We start from the raw sequence: 19223 nt of genomic DNA on the forward strand, positions 1-19223 counted from the left end.
ATGAATTTAGAACCTTCAGAAAATACATTAATTTATGGCTATAAATATTTTTTTAATGAATTTATTGAACTTTATAATAATAGAAAAATGCCTAATAAGATTTTATTATCTGGCAAAAAGGGTTCTGGAAAGTCCACTTTTGCCTATCATTTGGTCAATTTTTTTTTATCAAAAGATGAAGAATTAAGATACAATTTAAGTGAGAATAAAATTAATCCTGAAAATAAATCTTTCAAGTTATTACAGAATAATTCTCATCCAAATTTTTATTTGATTGATTTACTGGCTGAGAAAAAATATATAGATGTTGCTCAAATAAGAGGAATGATCTCTTATACAAATAAATCTACTTTTAATAATCAAGATCGTTTCATTATAATAGATAATGTTGAGTATCTTAATAAAAACTCTGTAAATGCCTTACTTAAAATTATAGAAGAACCTAATGAAAATATTTATTTTATCTTAATTAATAATAGTGAAAAAAATATTCTACCTACTCTAAAATCTAGATGCATCACATTTAAAATTCATTTTTCTTTTGATGAAACAGTTAATATATGCAATCAAATTCTTAATCAAAATATTTTAAATGAATTAAATTATGATTTGATTAATTATTATTTTACTCCTGGTGAAATTATTAAATTAATTCGATTTGCAGAAGAAAAACAAATTAATCTCAGAGAGCATGATGTTTCTTCTATAATAAGTTTAATTATTGAAAATACATATTATAAAAAAAGTATATTTATTAAAAATTTGTTAATTAATTTTATCGAATTATTTTTATTAAAAAGATATAAAACATCAAATAATAAAAATTATTTATTAAATTTTTATCAAAGTTTTATTCAAAAAATTAATAATACTGAAAAATTCAATCTTGATGAAGAGAGTTTATTTTTAGAATTTAAATCAAAAATATTATAAATGAATAAAAATTTTTATATTACTACACCAATTTATTATCCTTCAGCAAAGCCACATATGGGGCACGCATACTCGAGTATAGCAGCTGATTTTTTTGCTAGATTTAAACGTATTGATGGTTTTAATGTACATTTTTTAACTGGCACAGATGAACATGGTCTAAAGATTCAAAGAGCAGCTGAAAGTAAAAATATAGATCCTCAAATTTTTTGTGATGAAATAAGTCAAACGTTTAGAAATTTGTCTAATACATTAAATTTATCAAATACGGATTTTATTAGAACTACTGAAGATAGACATAAAAAAACAGTCCAATATTTATGGTCACAACTTGAGAAAAATGATGATATCTACTTGTCTAAATATTCAGGGTGGTATTCTGTTTCAGACGAAGCTTTCTACGCCGAAGAAGAAATTTCTGTAAAAGAAGATAATAAAATAGCTACTTCATCTGGATCCCTAGTTGAATGGATTGAAGAAGAGTCTTATTTTTTTCGTTTATCTAAATGGCAGGATAGCTTGCTTGAATATTATGAAAATAACCCAGATTTTATTTCACCAAAATCTAGAAAAAATGAAGTCATTAGTTTTGTAAAAAGTGGTTTAAAAGATTTATCAATAAGTCGTAAAGCTTTTTCTTGGGGAATTAAAGTTCCAAATAATCCAGAACATGTTATCTATGTTTGGTTAGATGCATTAACGAACTATATTAGTGCTTTAAATTATCCAAATATAGATGATGATTTGTTTAAAAATTTTTGGCCTGCCTCAGTTCACTTAATAGGCAAAGATATATTAAGATTCCATGCTGTCTACTGGCCAGCCTTTTTAATGGCAGCAAAAATTACATTACCAAATAAAGTTTATGGTCATGGTTGGATTTTGTCTGGTGATGAAAAAATGTCAAAATCAAAAGGTAATATACTTGACCCTCTAGATATTATTGAAACTTATGGCCTTGACCCCTTGAGATATTATTTAATTAAAGAGGTTTCTTTTGGTAATGACGGTAATATTTCTCAAGACAGGTTAGAAGACTGTATTAATAGTGATCTTGCAAATAATTATGGTAATTTATGCCAAAGGGTTACAGCATTTGCTGAAAAAAATTGTCAATCCAAAGTTCCTGATATCAAAAATTTTATTGAGGAGGATTTATCAATGTTAAATAAATTTTCGGATAATATTTCTTTAATACGTAAAGAAATTGATAATCAAAACATAAATTACTATATTAACTTTATTATAAATGCACTATTTGAAGCAAATAAATACTTTAATGATCAAGAACCTTGGAAAAAAAAAGATGACCCACAAAGACTTGCTACAATAATATATACATCTCTTGAAATGATTAGAAAAATTACTTTCATGCTTTATCCTATTATTCCAGAGTCAACCATCAAAGCTCTAAATATATTTGGTCTTAAAGAAGAAGACATTGACTTTAATTCTATAGGAGAAAATAATTTTCTTAAGTCCGGAGAGATAATTAATAAAATTGATATTTTGTTTAAAAAGATTGAAAAAAATGATTGATTCACATTGTCACTTAGATCATGAGCCGCTTTTAGAAAATTTGGACGAAGTTATTAAAAGGTCTAAAGATGTTGGCATAACTAAATTGTTAACAATATGCACTACATTAGATAGTTTTAATAGAATTAAAGAAATTATAAAAAGAGATCCAATTATATATGGAACATTTGGAATTCATCCTCATGAAACTAACGATAATTTATCAGTAGATAAAAATTTTATAATTAAAGAAGTTAACCAAAATGACAAGATAATTGGGGTTGGAGAAACAGGATTAGATTTTTTTTATGACCACAGTGATAGAGAAAAGCAAATAAGTTGTTTTAAGGCTCATATTGATGCTGCAATAGCTCTTGATAAGCCTATTATTATTCATTCAAGGGATGCAGAAGAGGAAACTTACCAAATTCTAAAATCTTACAAATCACAAGGATTAAAAATTTTAATGCATTGTTTTACGGGCTCTACAACTTTTGCTAATAAATTATTAGATTTAGATGCGTTTTTTTCTGCAAGTGGAATAATCACATTTAAGAATAGTCTTGAATTACAAGAAACATTTAAAACTATTCCCTTAAATAGACTTCTTGTAGAAACTGATAGTCCTTTCTTAGCTCCTATACCTATGAGGGGAAAAAAAAATGAACCTAGCTTTGTTAAATATACACTTGAAAAATTATCTTTAATTAAAAATCAAACTATTAAAGATATGTCAGATTTGACAACTGATAATTTTAATAGACTTTTTGATTTTTAATGTCAGTTAGATTTGTCATACTCGGTAGTGGGAGTTCAATGGGTGTACCTAGAGCAGATGGTTATTCTGGTAATTGCGATCTAAGAAATAAAAAAAACTTTAGAACACGATGTTCTGCCTTAATTAAATTTGACAATCAAAACATCTTAATTGATACCTCTCCTGATTTAAGAACACAACTTTTACAAAATAAAATCAAAAATATTAGTAGAGTTTTTTATACTCATCTACATGCTGATCAAACTCATGGTATTAATGATTTAAGACCTTTTTTTTTGATTAATAAAAAACAAATTCCTGTATATGCAGATAATCTTACAGCTAAATATTTGCTATCAACTTTTGGTTATTGTTTTAAATCATCACATGGATACCCATCAACACTAAAGATTAACTCTCTTAAAAATAAGCATATGTTTATTAATAAGAATAAAAAGATTTTAATTGAATCCATTCCAGTTGAGCATGGTAAAATTAAAAGTGTTTGTTATATAATTAATAAAAAATTAGCATATGCTAGCGATATAAGTTTATTTTTTAAAAAAGATTATAAAAAATTAAAAAAAATTGATTATTTAATTATTGATTGCTTATGGTATAGAAATCATTCTGCTCATTTTAATCTAGATCAAGTATTAGAGCTGGTTAAAGATCTTTCACCAAAAAAAACAATTTTGACAAATATGCATAGCGATCTTGATTATGATAAGTTAAAAAAAAAATTACCAAAAAAAGTTACTCCTGGTTTTGATGGACTTACAGTAAATCTATAATACAGACTCTATCTTATTAATAATTTTTCCAGACATAGGGGTTACAAAAGAATTAAAAGTGTCTTCTATTTTACCCTCTTTATTAATCAATATTTTATGAAAATTCCATTTTGGAACTGTTGAGGTACCATAATTTTTCTTTGCCCATTTATATATTTCGTGAGCATTGTCTCCTTTAACATCAACCTTATCTGTCAATGGAAAAGTAATGTTAAAATTAGTTTCACAAAAATCTTTAATTTCTGCATTAGATCCTGGTTCTTGACCTCCAAATTGATTTGATGGCACTCCTATAACATAAAAACCTTTATCTCTATATTTTTCGAATAGTTCCTGTAGTCCAGTATATTGTTTTGTAAAACCACACTTACTAGCTACGTTTACTAGTAAAATAGTTTTTCCTTTGTATTGATTTAAATCAATAACTTCATTGTTTATATTTTTGATCGTATGATCAAAAAATATTTTTTCATATTTTGCATCGACCTTGTTAAAAAAAGAGAACATTAATATTGTTAATATAATTATGAAATAATTACTACTATACATGATCTATTTTTTAGAGGCATATAATAAAATAAAATAGCCAAATATAGTTGATAAAAGAGAACCAGAAAGAACACCAATTTTTACACCATCCATATACTGAGTATTTTCAACAAATGCTAAATTTCCAACAAACAAACTCATAGTAAAACCAATACCAGTTAATATTGAAACACCATATAAACTTAACCAGTTAGACTTATCGGGCATTTGTGCTGCTCCTAATTTTACTGCAAGATATGATATAACCATCACGCCAACTTGCTTACCAACAAATAGTCCTAAAAGTATACCCAATGGAACAGGGGCCAACAAACTAGAAAATGATAATCCTGTTAAATTAACACCAGCATTTGCAAAAGCAAATATTGGCATAATGATGAAGGCTACATAAGGGCTTATTGCGTGCTCAAGTTTAATTAATAAAGAAAAGTCTTTTTCTTTAGCTCTATGAGGTATTGTTGATGCAAGTAAAACACCTGCTATAGTCGCATGAATGCCAGATTTGTAAGTAAAAAACCACATAAAGGATCCAATTATCAAATAAGGAATAAATTTCTTAATTCCAAACTTATTTAATATTAGTAACAAAATATAAGAAATCAAAATTAAACTTAAATAACTAATACTTAGATCTCCTGAATAGAAAAAAGCAATAATTAATATAGCACCAAGATCATCAATAATTGCCAAAGCAGTTAAAAAAATCTTTAATGAAATTGGAACTCTTGATCCTAATAAAGATAATATACCTAAAGAGAAAGCAATATCTGTTGCTGAGGGTATAGCCCAACCATTTAATGTTTCTGAATTACCAAGATTTATTGAAACATAAACTAGTGCAGGAATTACCATCCCTCCAACCGCACCTATGATTGGAAGTAGTGCTTTTTTTAGATTAGAAAGCTCACCTTGTATAAATTCTCTTTTAATCTCTAAAGTAACAAAAAAGAAAAAAACAGCCATCAATAAGTCGTTAATCCAATGATGAACAGAAAGTTTTAAGCCAAAATTGTTAACACCTATAAACAAATATTGCTCAAGGGTACTAAAATATAATTCACTTAGATTTGAATTACTTATTACAAGAGCAATTATTGCTGCAATCAATAAAACTAATCCACTTGCTGCCTCTAATTGAAAAAACCATTTAAAGGGTTTTGATAAAGTTTTTATCATAAATTAAAATAAATCTTGAATAAATAGACCTATATCCCTAAAGGTTTCATATAAATTATAAAGTAAAAGTTCAGTATTTGGGACAATTTTTCCTAAAGGTGTTTTAAAAGTATCTATAATAATAATAAAAGCAGCAAAAGATATTATTGAGACAACTAATATATTTAATATTCTATAATTTTTTTTATCAGGCAAGGGTTCAATAGTTTTTTCCACTTCAACATTTTCTATTTCATAATTTGAAGGTTTTTCAGAAGAATTAGCATCATCATTTTTTGGAGATATAGTCTCTGCTTTTTTATTATTTTGAATTTCAGGTTTAGTTACTTCTTGAGGTGACTCTATTTTTTTTTTTAAAAAACCATGTATTGTTACAAGCACTACACTGTAACAGACGACCTTCTTCTGGAATTAGAATGGCGTCTAAATCAAACATTTTATGACAATTGTTACATTGAACGATCATATAGTCTGTATATACGATTCTTGTGAAAAAGCCTTATTTTTGATGTTCTTTATTCTTTGAAATTACGAATATCTAATGTATTAGTACCTCAATCGGGGCGTAGCGCAGCCTGGTAGCGCATCTGGTTTGGGACCAGAGGGTCGCAGGTTCAAATCCTGCCGCCCCGACCATTTTATGAAAAAAGCAATAATTTATATTCCAACAAAAAACTCAATGCAGTCTGGACTTGGTAAATCTGATAAATGGCTTATTAGATTTGAAACAAATGACTCGGGATTAAATCCTTTAATGGGATGGGAATCTAGTTCAGATACATTATCAGAATTAAATTTAGAATTTTCTACAAAAGAGTTAGCCATTGAGTATGCAAAAAAAAATAAAATAGATTTTGAAATAATCGAACCTCAAAAAAGAAAAACTGTTAAAAAGTCTTATGCAGACAATTTCTTAAAATAAAACTAATGTTTAAATTTTTTACTCAAAGAAAATGGCAACTATGGTCGTGGATTGGATCTTTTGTTATTCTTTCGTCTCTTTGGATACAAGTTCAAATTGATGTAAAAATTAATGAATGGTTTGGTCAATTTTATGACATGATACAAAAAGCATTGGCAGCACCAAATTCAATCACTATAGAGGAATATTGGGCTAGCTTATTATCATTTATAACACTTGCAGGTATTTATGTGGCCCTTGCTACTATTGTTGCTTTTTTCACAGCACACTATTTATTTCGTTGGAGAACTGCAATGGTTGAATGGTATCATGGTGTATATGATAAAGCTCGAACTATAGAAGGTGCTTCACAAAGAGTTCAAGAAGATACAATTAAGTTTTCAAGAATTATGGAGGGTTTGGGTACAAGTCTTATAGAGGCAATAATGATGATTATTGAATTTACGCCAATTTTATTTGGACTGAGTATTGGTATACCCATATTGTTTTTTGGTGACTGGAATTATGGTTTAATAGTGGGGGCTTTTATTTGGACAATAGGTGGAACTTTATTTTTGATCTTATTAGGTATTATTTTAAGACTTGTAGGAGTTGAATATGATTTACAAAAACAAGAAGCGGCATATAGAAAATTATTGGTAATTGCTGAAGATGATATGACTATAAGACCAAAAAATATTAACGAATTATTTGATGATGTAAGAAAAATTCATTATTTGTCATATTTAAGATATCTATATTTTAACCTTGGTAGGATAGCTTATTTACAAGCAAATGTATTATCCGCTTATGTTTTTTTAGCACCAGCCATTGTTGCGGGATTGGTTACACTTGGTGTAATGCAACAGATTATTAGAGCATTTGGCAGAGTAGAGGGATCAATGCAGTATATATTTAAATCCTGGCCAACAATCATTGAGCTTGCTAGTGTTTATAAACGTTTGAGAGAATTTGAGTCTAAAATTAATTCATCAAAAACATTTGAAGAAAAAATTTAATGTCATTAGACAAAAAGTATATTGAACACTTTGTAAATGTTTCATCGAAAGCAGCATTGGCTTCATCTTATTTAGTTGGAAAAAAGGATAAGATTGCAGCTGATCAAGCCGCGGTGGATGCTATGAGAATTGAGCTTAATAAAATAGACATGAATGGTACTATTGTTATTGGTGAAGGAGCTTTAGATGATGCACCACTTTTATATACAGGTGAAAAACTAGGAAATCAAAAAGGACCCGAACTTGATATTGCAGTTGATCCACTCGAAGGAACAAATTTTGCCGCAAATAATCTACCAGGTGCGATCTCTGTAATAGCAGTTTCAGAAAAGGGAAATCTTTTTAATGCGCCAGAAACATATATGGATAAAATTGCTACAGGTAAGATAGAAAAAGGTCTAGTTGATCTTGATTTTTCAATAAAGAAAAATATTTCAAATTTAGCAGAATTTTTAAATAAAGAAATTTCATCTATTACAGCCTGTGTATTGGATAGGCCAAGACATAAAAAAATTATTGAAGAGCTAAAACAGCTTAATGTTAAAATTAAGCTTATTACTGATGGAGATGTTTTGGGTGCCTTATATGTTTCAAATCCCAAATATAATGTTGATATATTTTTAGGCATTGGTGGTGGTCCAGAAGGTGTTTTGGCAGCTTCTGCTCTTGATGCTTTTAATTGTCATTTTCAAGGAAGATTTATTTTTGATAATGATAAAGATATTAATCAAGCAAAAACAATGGGTATTAAAGATTTAGATAAAAAATATGAATTAAATGAAATTGTTAAAGGAGATTCAATTTTTTGTGCAACAGGTATAACTTCTAGTGAGGTGTTATCTGGAATTCATATAGAAGGTAATAGCTATAATTCAGAAACTCTAGTTACGCATAAAAATACTAATTTTAGAGAAATCTTAAAAAGATCAAATATACTTGAAGAATGATTTCAGTTTCGGGGAAAAACTGGGAAGAAATAATTATTAATCAAAATTCAGTAGATAAGTTAAAGCAAGATCTTGGTTTTAATGATATTTTATCCAGATTAATTGTTTCAAGAAAATTTAATGAAGAAGAAATTGCTTCAATAAATAACAATCTTAATTTGAATAATGTTTTTCATAATACAAATGATTTTAAAAAATCAATAAATTTAGTATTAGGGGCTATAAATAATAGAGAAAAAATATGTATTTTAGGTGACTATGATGTGGATGGGTCAGCTGCAACATCGTTATTTGTTAAATTTCTTGATGATATTAAACACCCATATTTCTATTATATACCTGATAGACAAAAGGATGGTTACGGTGCAACTAAAAAACTTTTTCAAAAATTAATATTAAAAGATCCAAAACTCGTTATCATGGTTGACTGTGGATCAACATCTAATGAAGCTATTGATTTTTTAAATGAAAATAAAATAAAATCTTTAATAATTGATCATCATGAAATTAATAAACCATTTCCAAAAGCAAATTCAATTATAAACCCTAAAAAAAATAACGGTTATAATGAATATAATTATTTATGCGCAACTACACTTTCATATTTTTTTTTAGATCTATTAATCAAGAAAATTAACTGTAAAACTATAATTAAAGATTATCTAATTTATGTCTTGTTAGCAACAGTATGTGATGTAATGCCAATAAGAAAACTCAATAGAATGATTGCAATAAATGCTCTTAATAATTTTGATATAGAAAAAAATCTGTCAATTAAAACATTATTTGAATTAAATAATAAGAAAAACAAAATTAGTATTAATGATCTTGGCTATTTAATTGGACCAATATTAAATGCTGGCGGAAGATTAGGTAAATCTGAATATGCCACTGAAGTACTTTCATCAACTAATGATAAAATCATAAATGATAAGTGTAAGGATTTAATAAGATTGAATGAAAAAAGAAAAGAAATTGAAAATTTAATATTAAATGAGATTAATTTTAAAAAAATCGAAGAAAATAATAAAGATGTAATTATCTACTATAGTTCAAATATTAACGAGGGTTTAATTGGCATTATAGCAGCAAGATTGAAAGATTTTTTTAACAAACCGGCTATTGTTATAACTTCATCAAATAATCTATTAAAAGGATCTGCAAGATCAGTTTATAATTACAATATTGGACGTGTGATTAAGAATTTGTTAGATAGAAATATAATTATTGCTGGTGGTGGTCATAATATGGCTGCTGGATTTACTTTGAATAAAGAAAATCTTGAAATATTTAGTGAATATATATTGGATGATTTTTTAAAAACTATAAATTTGAAAAATAATACTTTTTATTATGATTCAGAAATTTTATCTCATTCATTAAATCATAAATTTTATGAAAATTTAAAAAAATTGGAACCTTTTGGAACTGGAAACATGTTACCAACATTTTTAATAAAAGATTTAAAAATATTAAAATCAAAAATATTGAATAACAGCCATATATCAATGATATTAAGATCAAAAACAGGATTTTCTATAAAATCCATATCCTTTAATGCTATTAATACAAAGATGGCAGATTACTTAATAGGGTATAAAAAAAGTATTAATGTTATAGGGCAAATTAGTGAAAACATATGGAATAATAAAAAAAATCTACAATTAACTATTAGAGACATCATACTATAGTTTATAGCGCTTGATAAATAATGACTTTTAAAATAAAAGATCACAACGTGGTCCCTTCGTCTATCGGTTAGGACAGCTGGTTTTCATCCTGCAAAGGGGGGTTCGATTCCCCCAGGGACCGCCATTATATAATGTATTATGTATATATGCTTACATCAGTCAGCCCAGGTGTCAAAAAAACCTATGTTGGTTACACTAATAATGTTTCTCTAAGACTAAAAAAACACAATTCTAACAAGGGAGCCAAATCAACAAAAGGATATAAATGGTTGTTAATATTTAGTAAAAAATTTATAACTAAAAATGATGCTATGTCTTATGAGTATAAATTAAAAAAAGATAAAATAAAAAGAAAAAATATTTTGAATAATTTTATTCTTAAACATTCTATTGATGAACTCATTAAAAACTAAAATTTCAGGTTTAAAAGTTATAAAGACAAAACTTTATAGAGATAACAGGGGTTTTTTTAAGGAAGTGTACAGAAATAACATACTTAAAAACCAAAAATTCATTTTCGATTGTATGTCTAGGTCAAAAAAAAATTTTTTAAGAGGATTGCACATTCAACTAAATAAATCTCAAACAAAGTTAATTACTGTAACTGAAGGAACAATTTTTGATGTAGCGGTTGATTTAAGGATAAAATCTAAAACATTTGGACAATATATTGGTTTAAAAATTTCACATGATGATGATTTTTCGTTTTTAATACCAGGTAGTTTTGCTCATGGTTTTATTTGTCTTTCTGAAAGTTGTACGGTTTATTATAAAACAAGTAACTATAGAGATGAAAAAAGTGAAAGAACACTCTCTTGGAATGATACTTCTTTAAACATTAAATGGCATGTAAAAAAACCAATTTTGTCTAGTAAAGATAAAAAAGTTTGTCATTACCAGAACTAAAAAATGAACTAAAGTTTAATAAATGAACATATCAATATTATTGCCATACAAGGAAAATTACTCTCCTAGTTACCCAGGTGCAGTATCATTATTTGTCGATGCAACAACCAAAGTTAGCAAATATAAGAAAAATATTATGATATTTGGAAATACAAAATTTAAAAAAAAACTTTATGGTAAGTATAAAAATATAGAATTAATAAAAAACAAATTATTAATAAGTCAAAGCTTTAACTATGTTAATAAATTTATTGAATCACAAAAAATAATAAAGTCAGATGTTATAGAAGTTCATAATAGACCTAATTATATAAATAAGATAAAAATTCTTAATAAAAAAATTGTTTTATACTTTCATAATGATCCAGTAACAATGCTTGGATCAAAAACTATAAAAGAAAGGGTAAGATTATTAAATGACTGTGAAAAGATTATATTTAATAGCGAATGGTCAAAACAACAATTCTTAACAAATTTAAATAATTTTTATCATAAATCTGAAAAACTTGAAGTTATACACCAGTCAATTAATAAAGAAAAAATTAATTTAAAAAAAAAGGAAAAATTAATAACATTTGTTGGAAAATTAAATACTGCTAAAGGATATGATTTATTTGGTTCTGCTATTATTAAGATATTAAACAAACACAAAGATTGGAAAGCAAATGTAATTGGTGATGAACCTAGAGAAAAATTATTTTTTAAACACAAAAACCTAAATTTATTAGGTTTTCAAGAACATTTAAAAGTACTAAATATTTTTAACAAAACAAGTATTGCAGTTGCTTGCTCAAGATGGAATGAACCATTTGGTCGAACTAGTTTAGAAGCGTCTAGCAGAGGATGTGCTGTAATAATATCAAATAGAGGAGGTCTTCCTGAAACAATAACAAATGGTATTATAATAAGAGACCTTAACGTTGAAAACCTGTTTAGAGAAATTGATGAATTAATTATAAATAAAAAAAAAACTAAAAAAATACAAGAATTATCAATTAAAAATTTCTATCTAACGGACCAATATATTACCACCAAGATTGATAATTATAGGAATAAGATTTTTCATCCAAATAAGTTTTTAATTAACAATAAAAAATCTATAAATAAATTAAAAATACTCCATGTGACAAACTTTAATGAGAGACATAATGGAAGATTATTTTATAATACTGGCAAAAGAATTAATAATGGTTTGATACGTCTTGGACATAGTGTTTTAGAATTTAGTGACCGTGATATTGTGAGCTACTATAGATCTTTAAATGATTTCAATGGGTCTAAAAAATTAAATCAAAAATTATTAGAGATTATCAGTAATTATGTTCCAGATGTTATAATTTTAGGTCATGCAGATTTGATAAAAATCGAAACATTAGAATATATCAAAAAAAACTACCCAAATATTAAATTTGCTCAATGGTTTTTGGATAGGATGGATACACTCTGGATTGCTAATAAAAAAAGATTTTTAGATAAAATTAAAATTATGGATGCAAATTTTTGCACCACAGATCCTAAGAGTTTAAATTTTAATCCAAGTAATCCTATTTATTTTATGCCAAATCCAGTAGATGAGTCATTTGAAAGATTACATAATTATAAAAAAAATTTTTTTAATTATGATGTTTTTTTTGCAATGAGTCATGGTGTGCATAGAGGTATTTTAAAGTTAGGAAAATTTGATAATAGAGAACATTTCATTAATAAACTTTTAAAAAAATCTCCAGATGTAAGATTTGATCTATACGGAATGAAAAATAAACAACCAATATGGGCAGACAACTTTATAAAAGTTATATCAAACTCAAAAATTGGTTTAAACTTAAGCCAGGGAAAAGCAGCTAAATATTATAGTAGTGACAGATTTGCTCAATTAATTGGAAATGGACTATTGGTTATGATTGATGAAAAAACAAAATTCAGTGATTTTTTCAATAAAGATGAGATAGTTTTATATAAAAATGTTGATGATCTTGCAGAAAAAACTTCAAAATTTACAAATGATGACAGATTAAGAAAAAAAATTGCAAAAAAAGGACATGACAAATATTTCAAATACTTTAATTCAACAATAATTGCAGATTTTATTATTAAAAAGATTTTTTTAAATAACAAAAAAAGATTTTATTGGGAATAGTTATATTGATGTTTTCAATAATCATACCTACATTTAATAATATAAAATACTTAAAACTATGTATTGAAAGTATTAAAAAAAATTCAACATTTGTACATGAAATAATTCCACATATTAATGAAGGTGTTGATGGTACAGAAGAATATTTGATAAGAGAGAATATTAAATACACAATTACTAAATATAATGCTGGTATTTGTGAGGGCGTTAATACTGCAGCTAAAAAAGCAACAACAGATTATATATTATACGCTCATGATGATTTTTATTTTTGCCCTGGTTGGGATACTGAATTAAAAAAAGAAGTTGACAAAATAGGTCATAATAATTTTTATCTTTCGGGAACTATGATTGGTACAACAGGAATAAACACATTAGATTGTGGAACAAATATTAATAATTTTAATGAAAAAAAATTGTTAGATAATTATCAAAAACTTAATTTCTATGATTTTCAGGGATCTACGTGGGCACCACATTTAATTCATAAAGATATTTGGAATAGAGTTGGTGGTTTTAGTGAAGAATTTTACCCTGGTACAGGCTCTGATCCAGATTTAAATATGAAATTATGGAAAACAAATGTGAGAATTTTTAAAGGTTTGGCTAAATGTTTAGTTTTCCATTTTGGGTCTGTAGTAACAAGAAGAAATCACGACGATATTAAAATTAAAACAGAATCAGGTAACAAGGGAAATAAAATTTTTCTTTTAAAGTGGGGGATAACTATTAAATTTTTTAAAAAATTTTATTTAAGATCAGACATTCCTTATGTATCAGAACTTACCGAACCAAAAAAAACTATGAATTTTTTATTTTCTTTAATTTTATGTAAAATAAATTATCTATATGTTAAATACATTTACAACTTTAAATAATTAATAGCTTTACATCTGCTTTAGTTAATTCTTTATAAATTAACTAAAGTTTTTCTTTAATTCGACTGTTCTTGATAAATAAAACATCCAAATATATGACTTCTTTTAATAATGGATAAAAATTTTTGTAATTAACCTTTGCAAATTTATTTTTTTTGAAAAAAACTAGTTTGTAATCATTTTTTTTAAATAGTGCTATAAACTTATTAAGATTAAAAAAATATAAGTATACTGTATGAGGAAATATATTTGTTTGCTTGACAGTCAATTTTTCCTTTTGAATATCATCTTTAAAGAATGTTGTCCCAGAAAAGAAAATATATTTTGGTTTTTTTTTGAATATTTTTTCTAAAAAAATATTATAGTTCTTAAAATATTGGATTGATGATCCAAAATATACAAAATCTATGTCTTTTAATTTTTTAATGTTAGTTATTGGATGTAAGTTTTTGATCTGAAATTGGAGTTTAATTTTTTTAAAAATATTAATGACTTCTTTAAAATTAAAAATAAAATAATTATTTATGTTTAGATTTTTATTTAACTTAAGATAAAGATCAATATTATCACCTCCAATGTCAAGATAATTAAAAAATTTTTTTTTATATAAACTTTTAAGAAAAATATCCATATCTAATTTAGTATTAAATTTAATTAATTTTTTTTTTGTATCATAATTTAGTATTAACTTAATTTGATCTTTTAAATTTGTGTATATTGGGTAAAAGTTTTTAGGTAAAGTTTTTAAATCTGTTGGAACAAAAAAAATATTATATCTTCTCAAAAGTTTTCTATTCACAGTTTTTGGGAAAAATTTAGTGAACTTTTTTGATAAAAAGTTATTAAGAAATTTATGATTCATTCAATAATCAATATTACATTTTTTCTTTAAGTAAAAACTTAATAACCCATTAAGTCTTGATTTATATAGGTGATATTTATTTCTATTAAAACAATAAAATATTATTATTTTAACAGAAAATTTAAATATTGAATTAAAAGCAATAAAGAAAATTAATAAATTATTATAATGTTTGTTTAAAAAATAATACTTTGAACATTCCCAATGCCATTTTTTAAAACATTCATATTTTAAAGTTTTGTCATTTATCGAACCATCAAAGTGATCAGCTTTAAGATTGTCAATAAGATATATTTTTTCATTAGTTTTGAAGCATTGGTGAAAAAAATCATCTTCTTCAAAATACATAAATATATTTTCATCAAATTTAATATCTTTTTTGTAAGTGTTATCTTTATTAATTAACATTATTGCACCACTGACAAAAAAAACTTGTTTAATATTTGGTTGATTTGTTTTTTTTAAACTAATATTAAAAAAAAATTTATTATAATAAAACCTAAATAATGATAAATTTCCAATTTTAAAAATATTAAAGTCTTTGTAATATCCATTGATTTTTGGAGAAACGACTGCAAAACTATCAATTTTTTTAATTGAATTATCAAGAATTTCAAAAAAATCATAAGACAAAACCGTATCTATATCCAAATATAACACTAATTTAGTATTTGCATTTTTTATTCCACAATTAATTCCTGCACCATTGCCATGGTTAATATTTTTGATGATTTTAATATTAAGGTTTTGAGGTATAATTATATTATCAAAAGTGAAATCATGAGAATGATCTATTATTAAAACATCTGTTTTAATTTTAATGCTATTTAAACAAGATTGTAACTTTTGTTTATCACATTTATAATTTACAAGAACTACAGTAAGATTCATTAATAAGGTAGTATAGAAAATTAATATTAATATTAAAGAAATATAAACGATTAATACTTGTTTATAAAATGTTAAATGTGATTTATCTATATAATAATATTATTCTACAATTTGACAAAATAATATTTATGATTAACTATTCTGTTTAAATTCTCTTATAATAAAAGTTATTAGCACAATGAAATTAATTAAAACTAAAATTCCTGATCTATTAATTTTAAAATCTAAAGTATTTGCTGATAAAAGAGGCTTTTTAAAGGAAACTTTTAGAAAAGATATCTTAAATCGAACTTTTCCTTTTGATATAATGTCTTACTCAAAAAAAAATGTTCTTCGAGGACTACATTTTCAGAGTAAATATTCTCAAGCTAAATTAATAACAGTAACGCATGGAAAAATTTTAGATGTAGCAGTAGATCTTAGAAAAAAATCTAAAACTTTTGGAAAATATTTTTCAATTGAAATTAGTCAAAATGATGATTTTTCATTTTTTATTCCAGAAAATTTTGCTCATGGGTTTTTATGTTTATCAAAAAATTGTACAATAAATTACAAATGTTCAAATTTTAGAAATCCAAAATATGAAAAAACCCTTGCATGGAATGATCCAAGTATAAATATAAATTGGAAAATAAAAAAACCTATATTATCTGATAAGGATAAAAATAAAAACCAAGTATTAAAAGAATTATTTAATTTTTAAAATGACACAAAAAAAATTAAAAATTTATAAAAATAGCACAGGATTACTTGTTCCTATTTCATTAGAAAAAGATATTCCTTTTATACCCAAGAGAGTTTTTATTATACATGGAAAGAAAAACTCTATTAGAGGCGATCATGCGCATCACAAATGTTCTCAATTTTTAATACCATTTGGTGGTACAATGGTTGTTGAATATGAAAATAGAAAAGGTAAATTTAAAAAAAAATTGTCTTTAATCAAAAATAACTATCTATTACTAAAACCAATGACCTGGTGCAAAATCACATTTGATACTAATAACTCAAAATTAATAGTTTTTTGTGATAGAGAATACGAGTTTTCTGACTATATAGAAAAATATAATGAATTTATAAGTATGATTAAAAAAAAATGAATTTACTAATTACAGGATGTTGTGGACATATTGGGTCATATTTGGTCAACAATATACATAAAATAAAAAAAATAAAAAAAACTTTTATTATTGATAATTTTAAGTCAACTCAAATAAATTCATTATTTAAAAGTAAAAAAAAAAATAACTTAGAATTTCACAAATTAGATTTATCAATGAAAAATTCTTTACATAAGTTTGATAAGGTCGATTACATAATTCATTTAGCTTCTATGACAAATGCAGAAGGTAGTTTTGATAAAAAAAATGAAATGTATAAAAATAATATTGATTGTATGAATAATGTAATTTCTTTTTGCAAAAGAAAAAAAGCAAAATTAATTCATATTTCTTCTACTAGTGTTTATGGAAAGCAAGCTTCACTTGTTGATGAAAATTGTGAAAAAAAATTTTTAAAACCACAGTCTCCTTATGCTGATATAAAATTAATAGAAGAGAGATTGTTACAAAAAGCATCTAAAAATGTAGAATATATTACTTATAGATTTGGGACAATTTCTGGAGTTTCAAAGGGCATGAGGTTTCATACTGCTGTAAATAAATTTTGTCTTAATGCTTCCTTAAACGATGATATTACAGTGTACAAAACTGCTCTTAATCAATACAGACCTTACTTATCATTAAAAGATGCCTTTAAAGTGTTTAAATTTACCATAGAGAAAGATTTGTTTAACAATGATATTTATAATGCGCTTTCAGAAAACTGCACTGTAAATCAAATATTACAGAAAATTAAAAAATTTAAGAAAAAAATCAAGGTTAAATTTGTTTATTCAGAAATAATGAATCAATTATCATATCATGTTGACAAAAAGAAATTAAATAATGAAGGACTTTATTTAAAAAATAAAATTATTAACGATGTAAAAGATACAATGAAATTATTAGAAAATATTTAGATGATTTGTAAAATAACAAAAAAAATAATTAAACCATTCATGTCTTTTGGCCAGATGCCCATAGCAAATGGTTTTTTAAAAAAAAAATATTTTAAAAAAGAATTTTTATTTAAAATGGAAGTTGGTTTTTCTAAGGATATTTCTTTATTCCAGTTAAACGAACATCCAAAACCAACATTAATGTTTAATAAAAACTATCCTTTTTTTACCTCAAGCTCAAAGTATATGATTAAACATTTTAGAGATTATTCTAAATGGATAAAAAAATATTACTACAAAAATACGAAAAATATTATTGAAATTGGATCAAATGATGGGACTTTTTTAAAAAATTTTAAATCAAATAAAACTAATATTTTAGGTATTGAACCATCTAGAAATGTTGCATTAATTGCAAAAAAAAATAAAATTAATACTATTAACAAATTTTTTACTTTCAAAACTGCGAAAAATTTAAAAAAATTTAAAAATAAAACTGATTTAATTTGTGCAGCGAATGCTATTTGCCATATTCCAAATCTTAAAGATCTAATTAAAGGTATAGACATATTGTTATCTAAAAAAGGCAAATTTATATTTGAAGAACCTTATTTAGGTTCTATGTATGAAAAAACATCATATGATCAAATTTATGATGAGCATATCTTTATGTTTTCAATTTCTTCTGTAAAAAAGATTTTTAATTTGTTTAATTTTGATTTAATTGATGTTCAAAAACAAAAAACCCATGGTGGATCTATGCGTTATGTTATTGCTAGAGAAGGGGAGTACAAGATTAAAAATATAGTTAAAATAGGATTAAACTATGAGAAAAAAGTTAATATCGATAATCTAAAAGGGTGTTTAGATTTTAAAAAAAATTGTGAAAACTCAAAACGAAGATTAAGAAATAAGATTTTTTCAATTAAGAAAAAAAATAAAAATATAGCTGGATATGCTGCTACATCTAAAAGCACTACAATACTTAATTATTGTGGAATAAATAATAGACATATAGATTTTATATGTGATACGACAAAAGATAAGATTGGCAAGTTTACTCCAAAAACTCATATACCTATAGTAAATGTTGATCATTTTAGAAAAAACCTACCTGATTATACATTCTTATTTGCCTGGAATCATAAAGAAGAAATTTTTAGAAAAGAAAAAAAGATTTTAAAAAAAACTAATTGGATAACACATATCGATATTTAAAAGATGATTAATTTTTGGTCTTATAAGGATGAATACAAAAAATATAG

General features: G+C 25.1%; 22 protein-coding genes and 2 tRNA genes. 18 read left to right on the top strand and 6 right to left on the bottom strand.

Annotation, left to right across the window (positions count from 1 at the left end):
* Genes AC5SL1_RS02880 through AC5SL1_RS02895 form a run of 4 tightly spaced genes read left to right on the top strand, consistent with a single transcriptional unit; the run spans position 1 to position 4002 of the window.
* Positions 1 to 933 (top strand): DNA polymerase III delta subunit-related protein, encoded by a 933-nt coding sequence (locus AC5SL1_RS02880; RefSeq protein WP_494600214.1) that lies wholly within the window; start codon positions 1 to 3, stop codon positions 931 to 933.
* On the top strand, positions 934 to 2472 hold the full coding sequence (gene metG / locus AC5SL1_RS02885; protein ID WP_494600215.1) for a methionine--tRNA ligase: 1539 nt from the start codon (positions 934 to 936) through the stop codon (positions 2470 to 2472). It begins immediately after the preceding gene.
* Positions 2465 to 3229, top strand: coding sequence for a TatD family hydrolase (locus AC5SL1_RS02890; RefSeq protein ID WP_494600216.1), 765 nt, complete (start codon positions 2465 to 2467; stop codon positions 3227 to 3229). Before metG ends, AC5SL1_RS02890 begins: the two co-directional genes overlap by 8 nt.
* Positions 3229 to 4002 carry an MBL fold metallo-hydrolase gene (locus tag AC5SL1_RS02895; protein ID WP_494600217.1) on the top strand — a complete coding sequence of 258 codons (774 nt, stop codon included), beginning with the start codon at positions 3229 to 3231 and terminating at the stop codon, positions 4000 to 4002. The genes AC5SL1_RS02890 and AC5SL1_RS02895 overlap by 1 nt, the downstream gene beginning before the upstream one ends.
* Here AC5SL1_RS02895 and AC5SL1_RS02900 read toward each other — a convergent pair.
* Genes AC5SL1_RS02900 through AC5SL1_RS02915 form a run of 4 tightly spaced genes read right to left on the bottom strand, consistent with a single transcriptional unit; the run spans position 3997 to position 6193 of the window.
* Entirely contained in the window at positions 3997 to 4509 is a 513-nt protein-coding gene (locus tag AC5SL1_RS02900; protein WP_494600218.1) for a glutathione peroxidase, read from the bottom strand. The two genes, AC5SL1_RS02895 and AC5SL1_RS02900, sit on opposite strands and share 6 nt — an antisense overlap.
* Before the next feature lie 45 nt (positions 4510 to 4554).
* A complete protein-coding gene (gene nhaA / locus AC5SL1_RS02905; RefSeq protein ID WP_494600219.1) occupies positions 4555 to 5727 on the bottom strand; it encodes a Na+/H+ antiporter NhaA in 1173 nt (390 codons plus the stop codon).
* Positions 5728 to 5730: 3 nt separating this feature from the next.
* Positions 5731 to 6108, bottom strand: a complete 378-nt coding sequence (locus AC5SL1_RS02910; protein ID WP_494600220.1) for a hypothetical protein — start codon at positions 6106 to 6108, stop codon at positions 5731 to 5733.
* A complete protein-coding gene (locus AC5SL1_RS02915; protein WP_494600221.1) occupies positions 6047 to 6193 on the bottom strand; it encodes a zinc-ribbon domain-containing protein in 147 nt (48 codons plus the stop codon). The genes AC5SL1_RS02910 and AC5SL1_RS02915 overlap by 62 nt, the downstream gene beginning before the upstream one ends.
* A 93-nt stretch (positions 6194 to 6286) precedes the next feature.
* Between AC5SL1_RS02915 and AC5SL1_RS02920 the strand changes: the two genes are divergently transcribed.
* The 10 genes from AC5SL1_RS02920 (at position 6287) to AC5SL1_RS02965 (ending at position 14206) form a co-directional block, all read left to right on the top strand.
* Positions 6287 to 6363: transfer RNA gene (locus AC5SL1_RS02920), tRNA-Pro, on the top strand.
* 4 nt (positions 6364 to 6367) lie between these two features.
* Entirely contained in the window at positions 6368 to 6649 is a 282-nt protein-coding gene (locus AC5SL1_RS02925; protein WP_494600222.1) for an ETC complex I subunit, read from the top strand.
* A 5-nt stretch (positions 6650 to 6654) separates the two neighbouring features.
* Positions 6655 to 7647 (top strand): putative transporter, encoded by a 993-nt coding sequence (locus tag AC5SL1_RS02930; protein WP_494600223.1) that lies wholly within the window; start codon positions 6655 to 6657, stop codon positions 7645 to 7647.
* On the top strand, positions 7647 to 8594 hold the full coding sequence (gene glpX / locus AC5SL1_RS02935) for a class II fructose-bisphosphatase (RefSeq protein WP_494600224.1): 948 nt from the start codon (positions 7647 to 7649) through the stop codon (positions 8592 to 8594). Before AC5SL1_RS02930 ends, glpX begins: the two co-directional genes overlap by 1 nt.
* The gene (gene recJ / locus AC5SL1_RS02940; RefSeq protein WP_494600225.1) at positions 8591 to 10285 is read left to right on the top strand and encodes a single-stranded-DNA-specific exonuclease RecJ; all 1695 of its coding nucleotides are present in this window, start codon (positions 8591 to 8593) and stop codon (positions 10283 to 10285) included. The genes glpX and recJ overlap by 4 nt, the downstream gene beginning before the upstream one ends.
* A gap of 49 nt (positions 10286 to 10334) precedes the next feature.
* Positions 10335 to 10409 (top strand) — tRNA-Glu (locus AC5SL1_RS02945).
* A 7-nt stretch (positions 10410 to 10416) separates the two neighbouring features.
* Positions 10417 to 10698: a GIY-YIG nuclease family protein gene (locus tag AC5SL1_RS02950; protein ID WP_494600226.1), complete on the top strand. Its 282-nt coding sequence runs from the start codon at positions 10417 to 10419 to the stop codon at positions 10696 to 10698.
* A complete protein-coding gene (gene rfbC / locus AC5SL1_RS02955) occupies positions 10679 to 11191 on the top strand; it encodes a dTDP-4-dehydrorhamnose 3,5-epimerase (RefSeq protein WP_494600227.1) in 513 nt (170 codons plus the stop codon). The genes AC5SL1_RS02950 and rfbC (AC5SL1_RS02955) overlap by 20 nt, the downstream gene beginning before the upstream one ends.
* A 22-nt stretch (positions 11192 to 11213) precedes the next feature.
* Positions 11214 to 13328: a glycosyltransferase family protein gene (locus tag AC5SL1_RS02960; protein WP_494600228.1), complete on the top strand. Its 2115-nt coding sequence runs from the start codon at positions 11214 to 11216 to the stop codon at positions 13326 to 13328.
* An 8-nt stretch (positions 13329 to 13336) separates the two neighbouring features.
* Positions 13337 to 14206 carry a glycosyltransferase family 2 protein gene (locus tag AC5SL1_RS02965; protein WP_494600229.1) on the top strand — a complete coding sequence of 290 codons (870 nt, stop codon included), beginning with the start codon at positions 13337 to 13339 and terminating at the stop codon, positions 14204 to 14206.
* A gap of 43 nt (positions 14207 to 14249) precedes the next feature.
* Here the strand turns inward: AC5SL1_RS02965 and AC5SL1_RS02970 are convergent, their stop codons facing one another.
* Entirely contained in the window at positions 14250 to 15068 is an 819-nt protein-coding gene (locus tag AC5SL1_RS02970) for a class I SAM-dependent methyltransferase (protein WP_494600230.1), read from the bottom strand.
* The gene (locus AC5SL1_RS02975) at positions 15069 to 15959 is read right to left on the bottom strand and encodes a glycosyltransferase family 2 protein (protein ID WP_494600231.1); all 891 of its coding nucleotides are present in this window, start codon (positions 15957 to 15959) and stop codon (positions 15069 to 15071) included.
* 178 nt (positions 15960 to 16137) lie between these two features.
* Between AC5SL1_RS02975 and rfbC (AC5SL1_RS02980) the strand changes: the two genes are divergently transcribed.
* Genes rfbC (AC5SL1_RS02980) through AC5SL1_RS02995 form a run of 4 tightly spaced genes read left to right on the top strand, consistent with a single transcriptional unit; the run spans position 16138 to position 19176 of the window.
* A complete protein-coding gene (rfbC, locus tag AC5SL1_RS02980) occupies positions 16138 to 16662 on the top strand; it encodes a dTDP-4-dehydrorhamnose 3,5-epimerase (RefSeq protein WP_494600232.1) in 525 nt (174 codons plus the stop codon).
* Between the two features lies 1 nt (position 16663).
* Positions 16664 to 17059 (top strand): sugar 3,4-ketoisomerase, encoded by a 396-nt coding sequence (locus AC5SL1_RS02985; protein WP_494600233.1) that lies wholly within the window; start codon positions 16664 to 16666, stop codon positions 17057 to 17059.
* A complete protein-coding gene (locus AC5SL1_RS02990; RefSeq protein ID WP_494600234.1) occupies positions 17056 to 17979 on the top strand; it encodes an SDR family oxidoreductase in 924 nt (307 codons plus the stop codon). The genes AC5SL1_RS02985 and AC5SL1_RS02990 overlap by 4 nt, the downstream gene beginning before the upstream one ends.
* Positions 17980 to 19176, top strand: coding sequence for a class I SAM-dependent methyltransferase (locus AC5SL1_RS02995; protein WP_494600235.1), 1197 nt, complete (start codon positions 17980 to 17982; stop codon positions 19174 to 19176).
* Positions 19177 to 19223 lie beyond the last annotated feature (47 nt).

The sequence above is a fragment of the Candidatus Pelagibacter sp. PS_10_02 genome, assembly GCF_059418005.1.

Excerpts from the sequence above, each read along its gene's own strand:
- AC5SL1_RS02990 (WP_494600234.1), top strand. The coding sequence starts at position 17,056 with ATGAATTTACTAATTACAGGATGTTGTGGACATATTGGGTCATATTTG.
- AC5SL1_RS02895 (WP_494600217.1), top strand. The coding sequence starts at position 3,229 with ATGTCAGTTAGATTTGTCATACTCGGTAGTGGGAGTTCAATGGGTGTA.
- glpX (WP_494600224.1), top strand. The coding sequence starts at position 7,647 with ATGTCATTAGACAAAAAGTATATTGAACACTTTGTAAATGTTTCATCG.
- rfbC (WP_494600227.1), top strand. The coding sequence starts at position 10,679 with ATGAACTCATTAAAAACTAAAATTTCAGGTTTAAAAGTTATAAAGACA.
- AC5SL1_RS02930 (WP_494600223.1), top strand. The coding sequence starts at position 6,655 with ATGTTTAAATTTTTTACTCAAAGAAAATGGCAACTATGGTCGTGGATT.
- AC5SL1_RS02925 (WP_494600222.1), top strand. The coding sequence starts at position 6,368 with ATGAAAAAAGCAATAATTTATATTCCAACAAAAAACTCAATGCAGTCT.
- AC5SL1_RS02965 (WP_494600229.1), top strand. The coding sequence starts at position 13,337 with ATGTTTTCAATAATCATACCTACATTTAATAATATAAAATACTTAAAA.
- AC5SL1_RS02985 (WP_494600233.1), top strand. The coding sequence starts at position 16,664 with ATGACACAAAAAAAATTAAAAATTTATAAAAATAGCACAGGATTACTT.
- AC5SL1_RS02970 (WP_494600230.1), bottom strand. The coding sequence starts at position 15,068 with ATGAATCATAAATTTCTTAATAACTTTTTATCAAAAAAGTTCACTAAA.
- AC5SL1_RS02960 (WP_494600228.1), top strand. The coding sequence starts at position 11,214 with ATGAACATATCAATATTATTGCCATACAAGGAAAATTACTCTCCTAGT.
- AC5SL1_RS02995 (WP_494600235.1), top strand. The coding sequence starts at position 17,980 with ATGATTTGTAAAATAACAAAAAAAATAATTAAACCATTCATGTCTTTT.
- AC5SL1_RS02890 (WP_494600216.1), top strand. The coding sequence starts at position 2,465 with ATGATTGATTCACATTGTCACTTAGATCATGAGCCGCTTTTAGAAAAT.
- AC5SL1_RS02900 (WP_494600218.1), bottom strand. The coding sequence starts at position 4,509 with ATGTTCTCTTTTTTTAACAAGGTCGATGCAAAATATGAAAAAATATTT.
- AC5SL1_RS02915 (WP_494600221.1), bottom strand. The coding sequence starts at position 6,193 with ATGATCGTTCAATGTAACAATTGTCATAAAATGTTTGATTTAGACGCC.
- AC5SL1_RS02950 (WP_494600226.1), top strand. The coding sequence starts at position 10,417 with ATGTATTATGTATATATGCTTACATCAGTCAGCCCAGGTGTCAAAAAA.
- rfbC (WP_494600232.1), top strand. The coding sequence starts at position 16,138 with ATGAAATTAATTAAAACTAAAATTCCTGATCTATTAATTTTAAAATCT.
- recJ (WP_494600225.1), top strand. The coding sequence starts at position 8,591 with ATGATTTCAGTTTCGGGGAAAAACTGGGAAGAAATAATTATTAATCAA.
- AC5SL1_RS02880 (WP_494600214.1), top strand. The coding sequence starts at position 1 with ATGAATTTAGAACCTTCAGAAAATACATTAATTTATGGCTATAAATAT.
- nhaA (WP_494600219.1), bottom strand. The coding sequence starts at position 5,727 with ATGATAAAAACTTTATCAAAACCCTTTAAATGGTTTTTTCAATTAGAG.
- AC5SL1_RS02975 (WP_494600231.1), bottom strand. The coding sequence starts at position 15,959 with ATGAATCTTACTGTAGTTCTTGTAAATTATAAATGTGATAAACAAAAG.
- metG (WP_494600215.1), top strand. The coding sequence starts at position 934 with ATGAATAAAAATTTTTATATTACTACACCAATTTATTATCCTTCAGCA.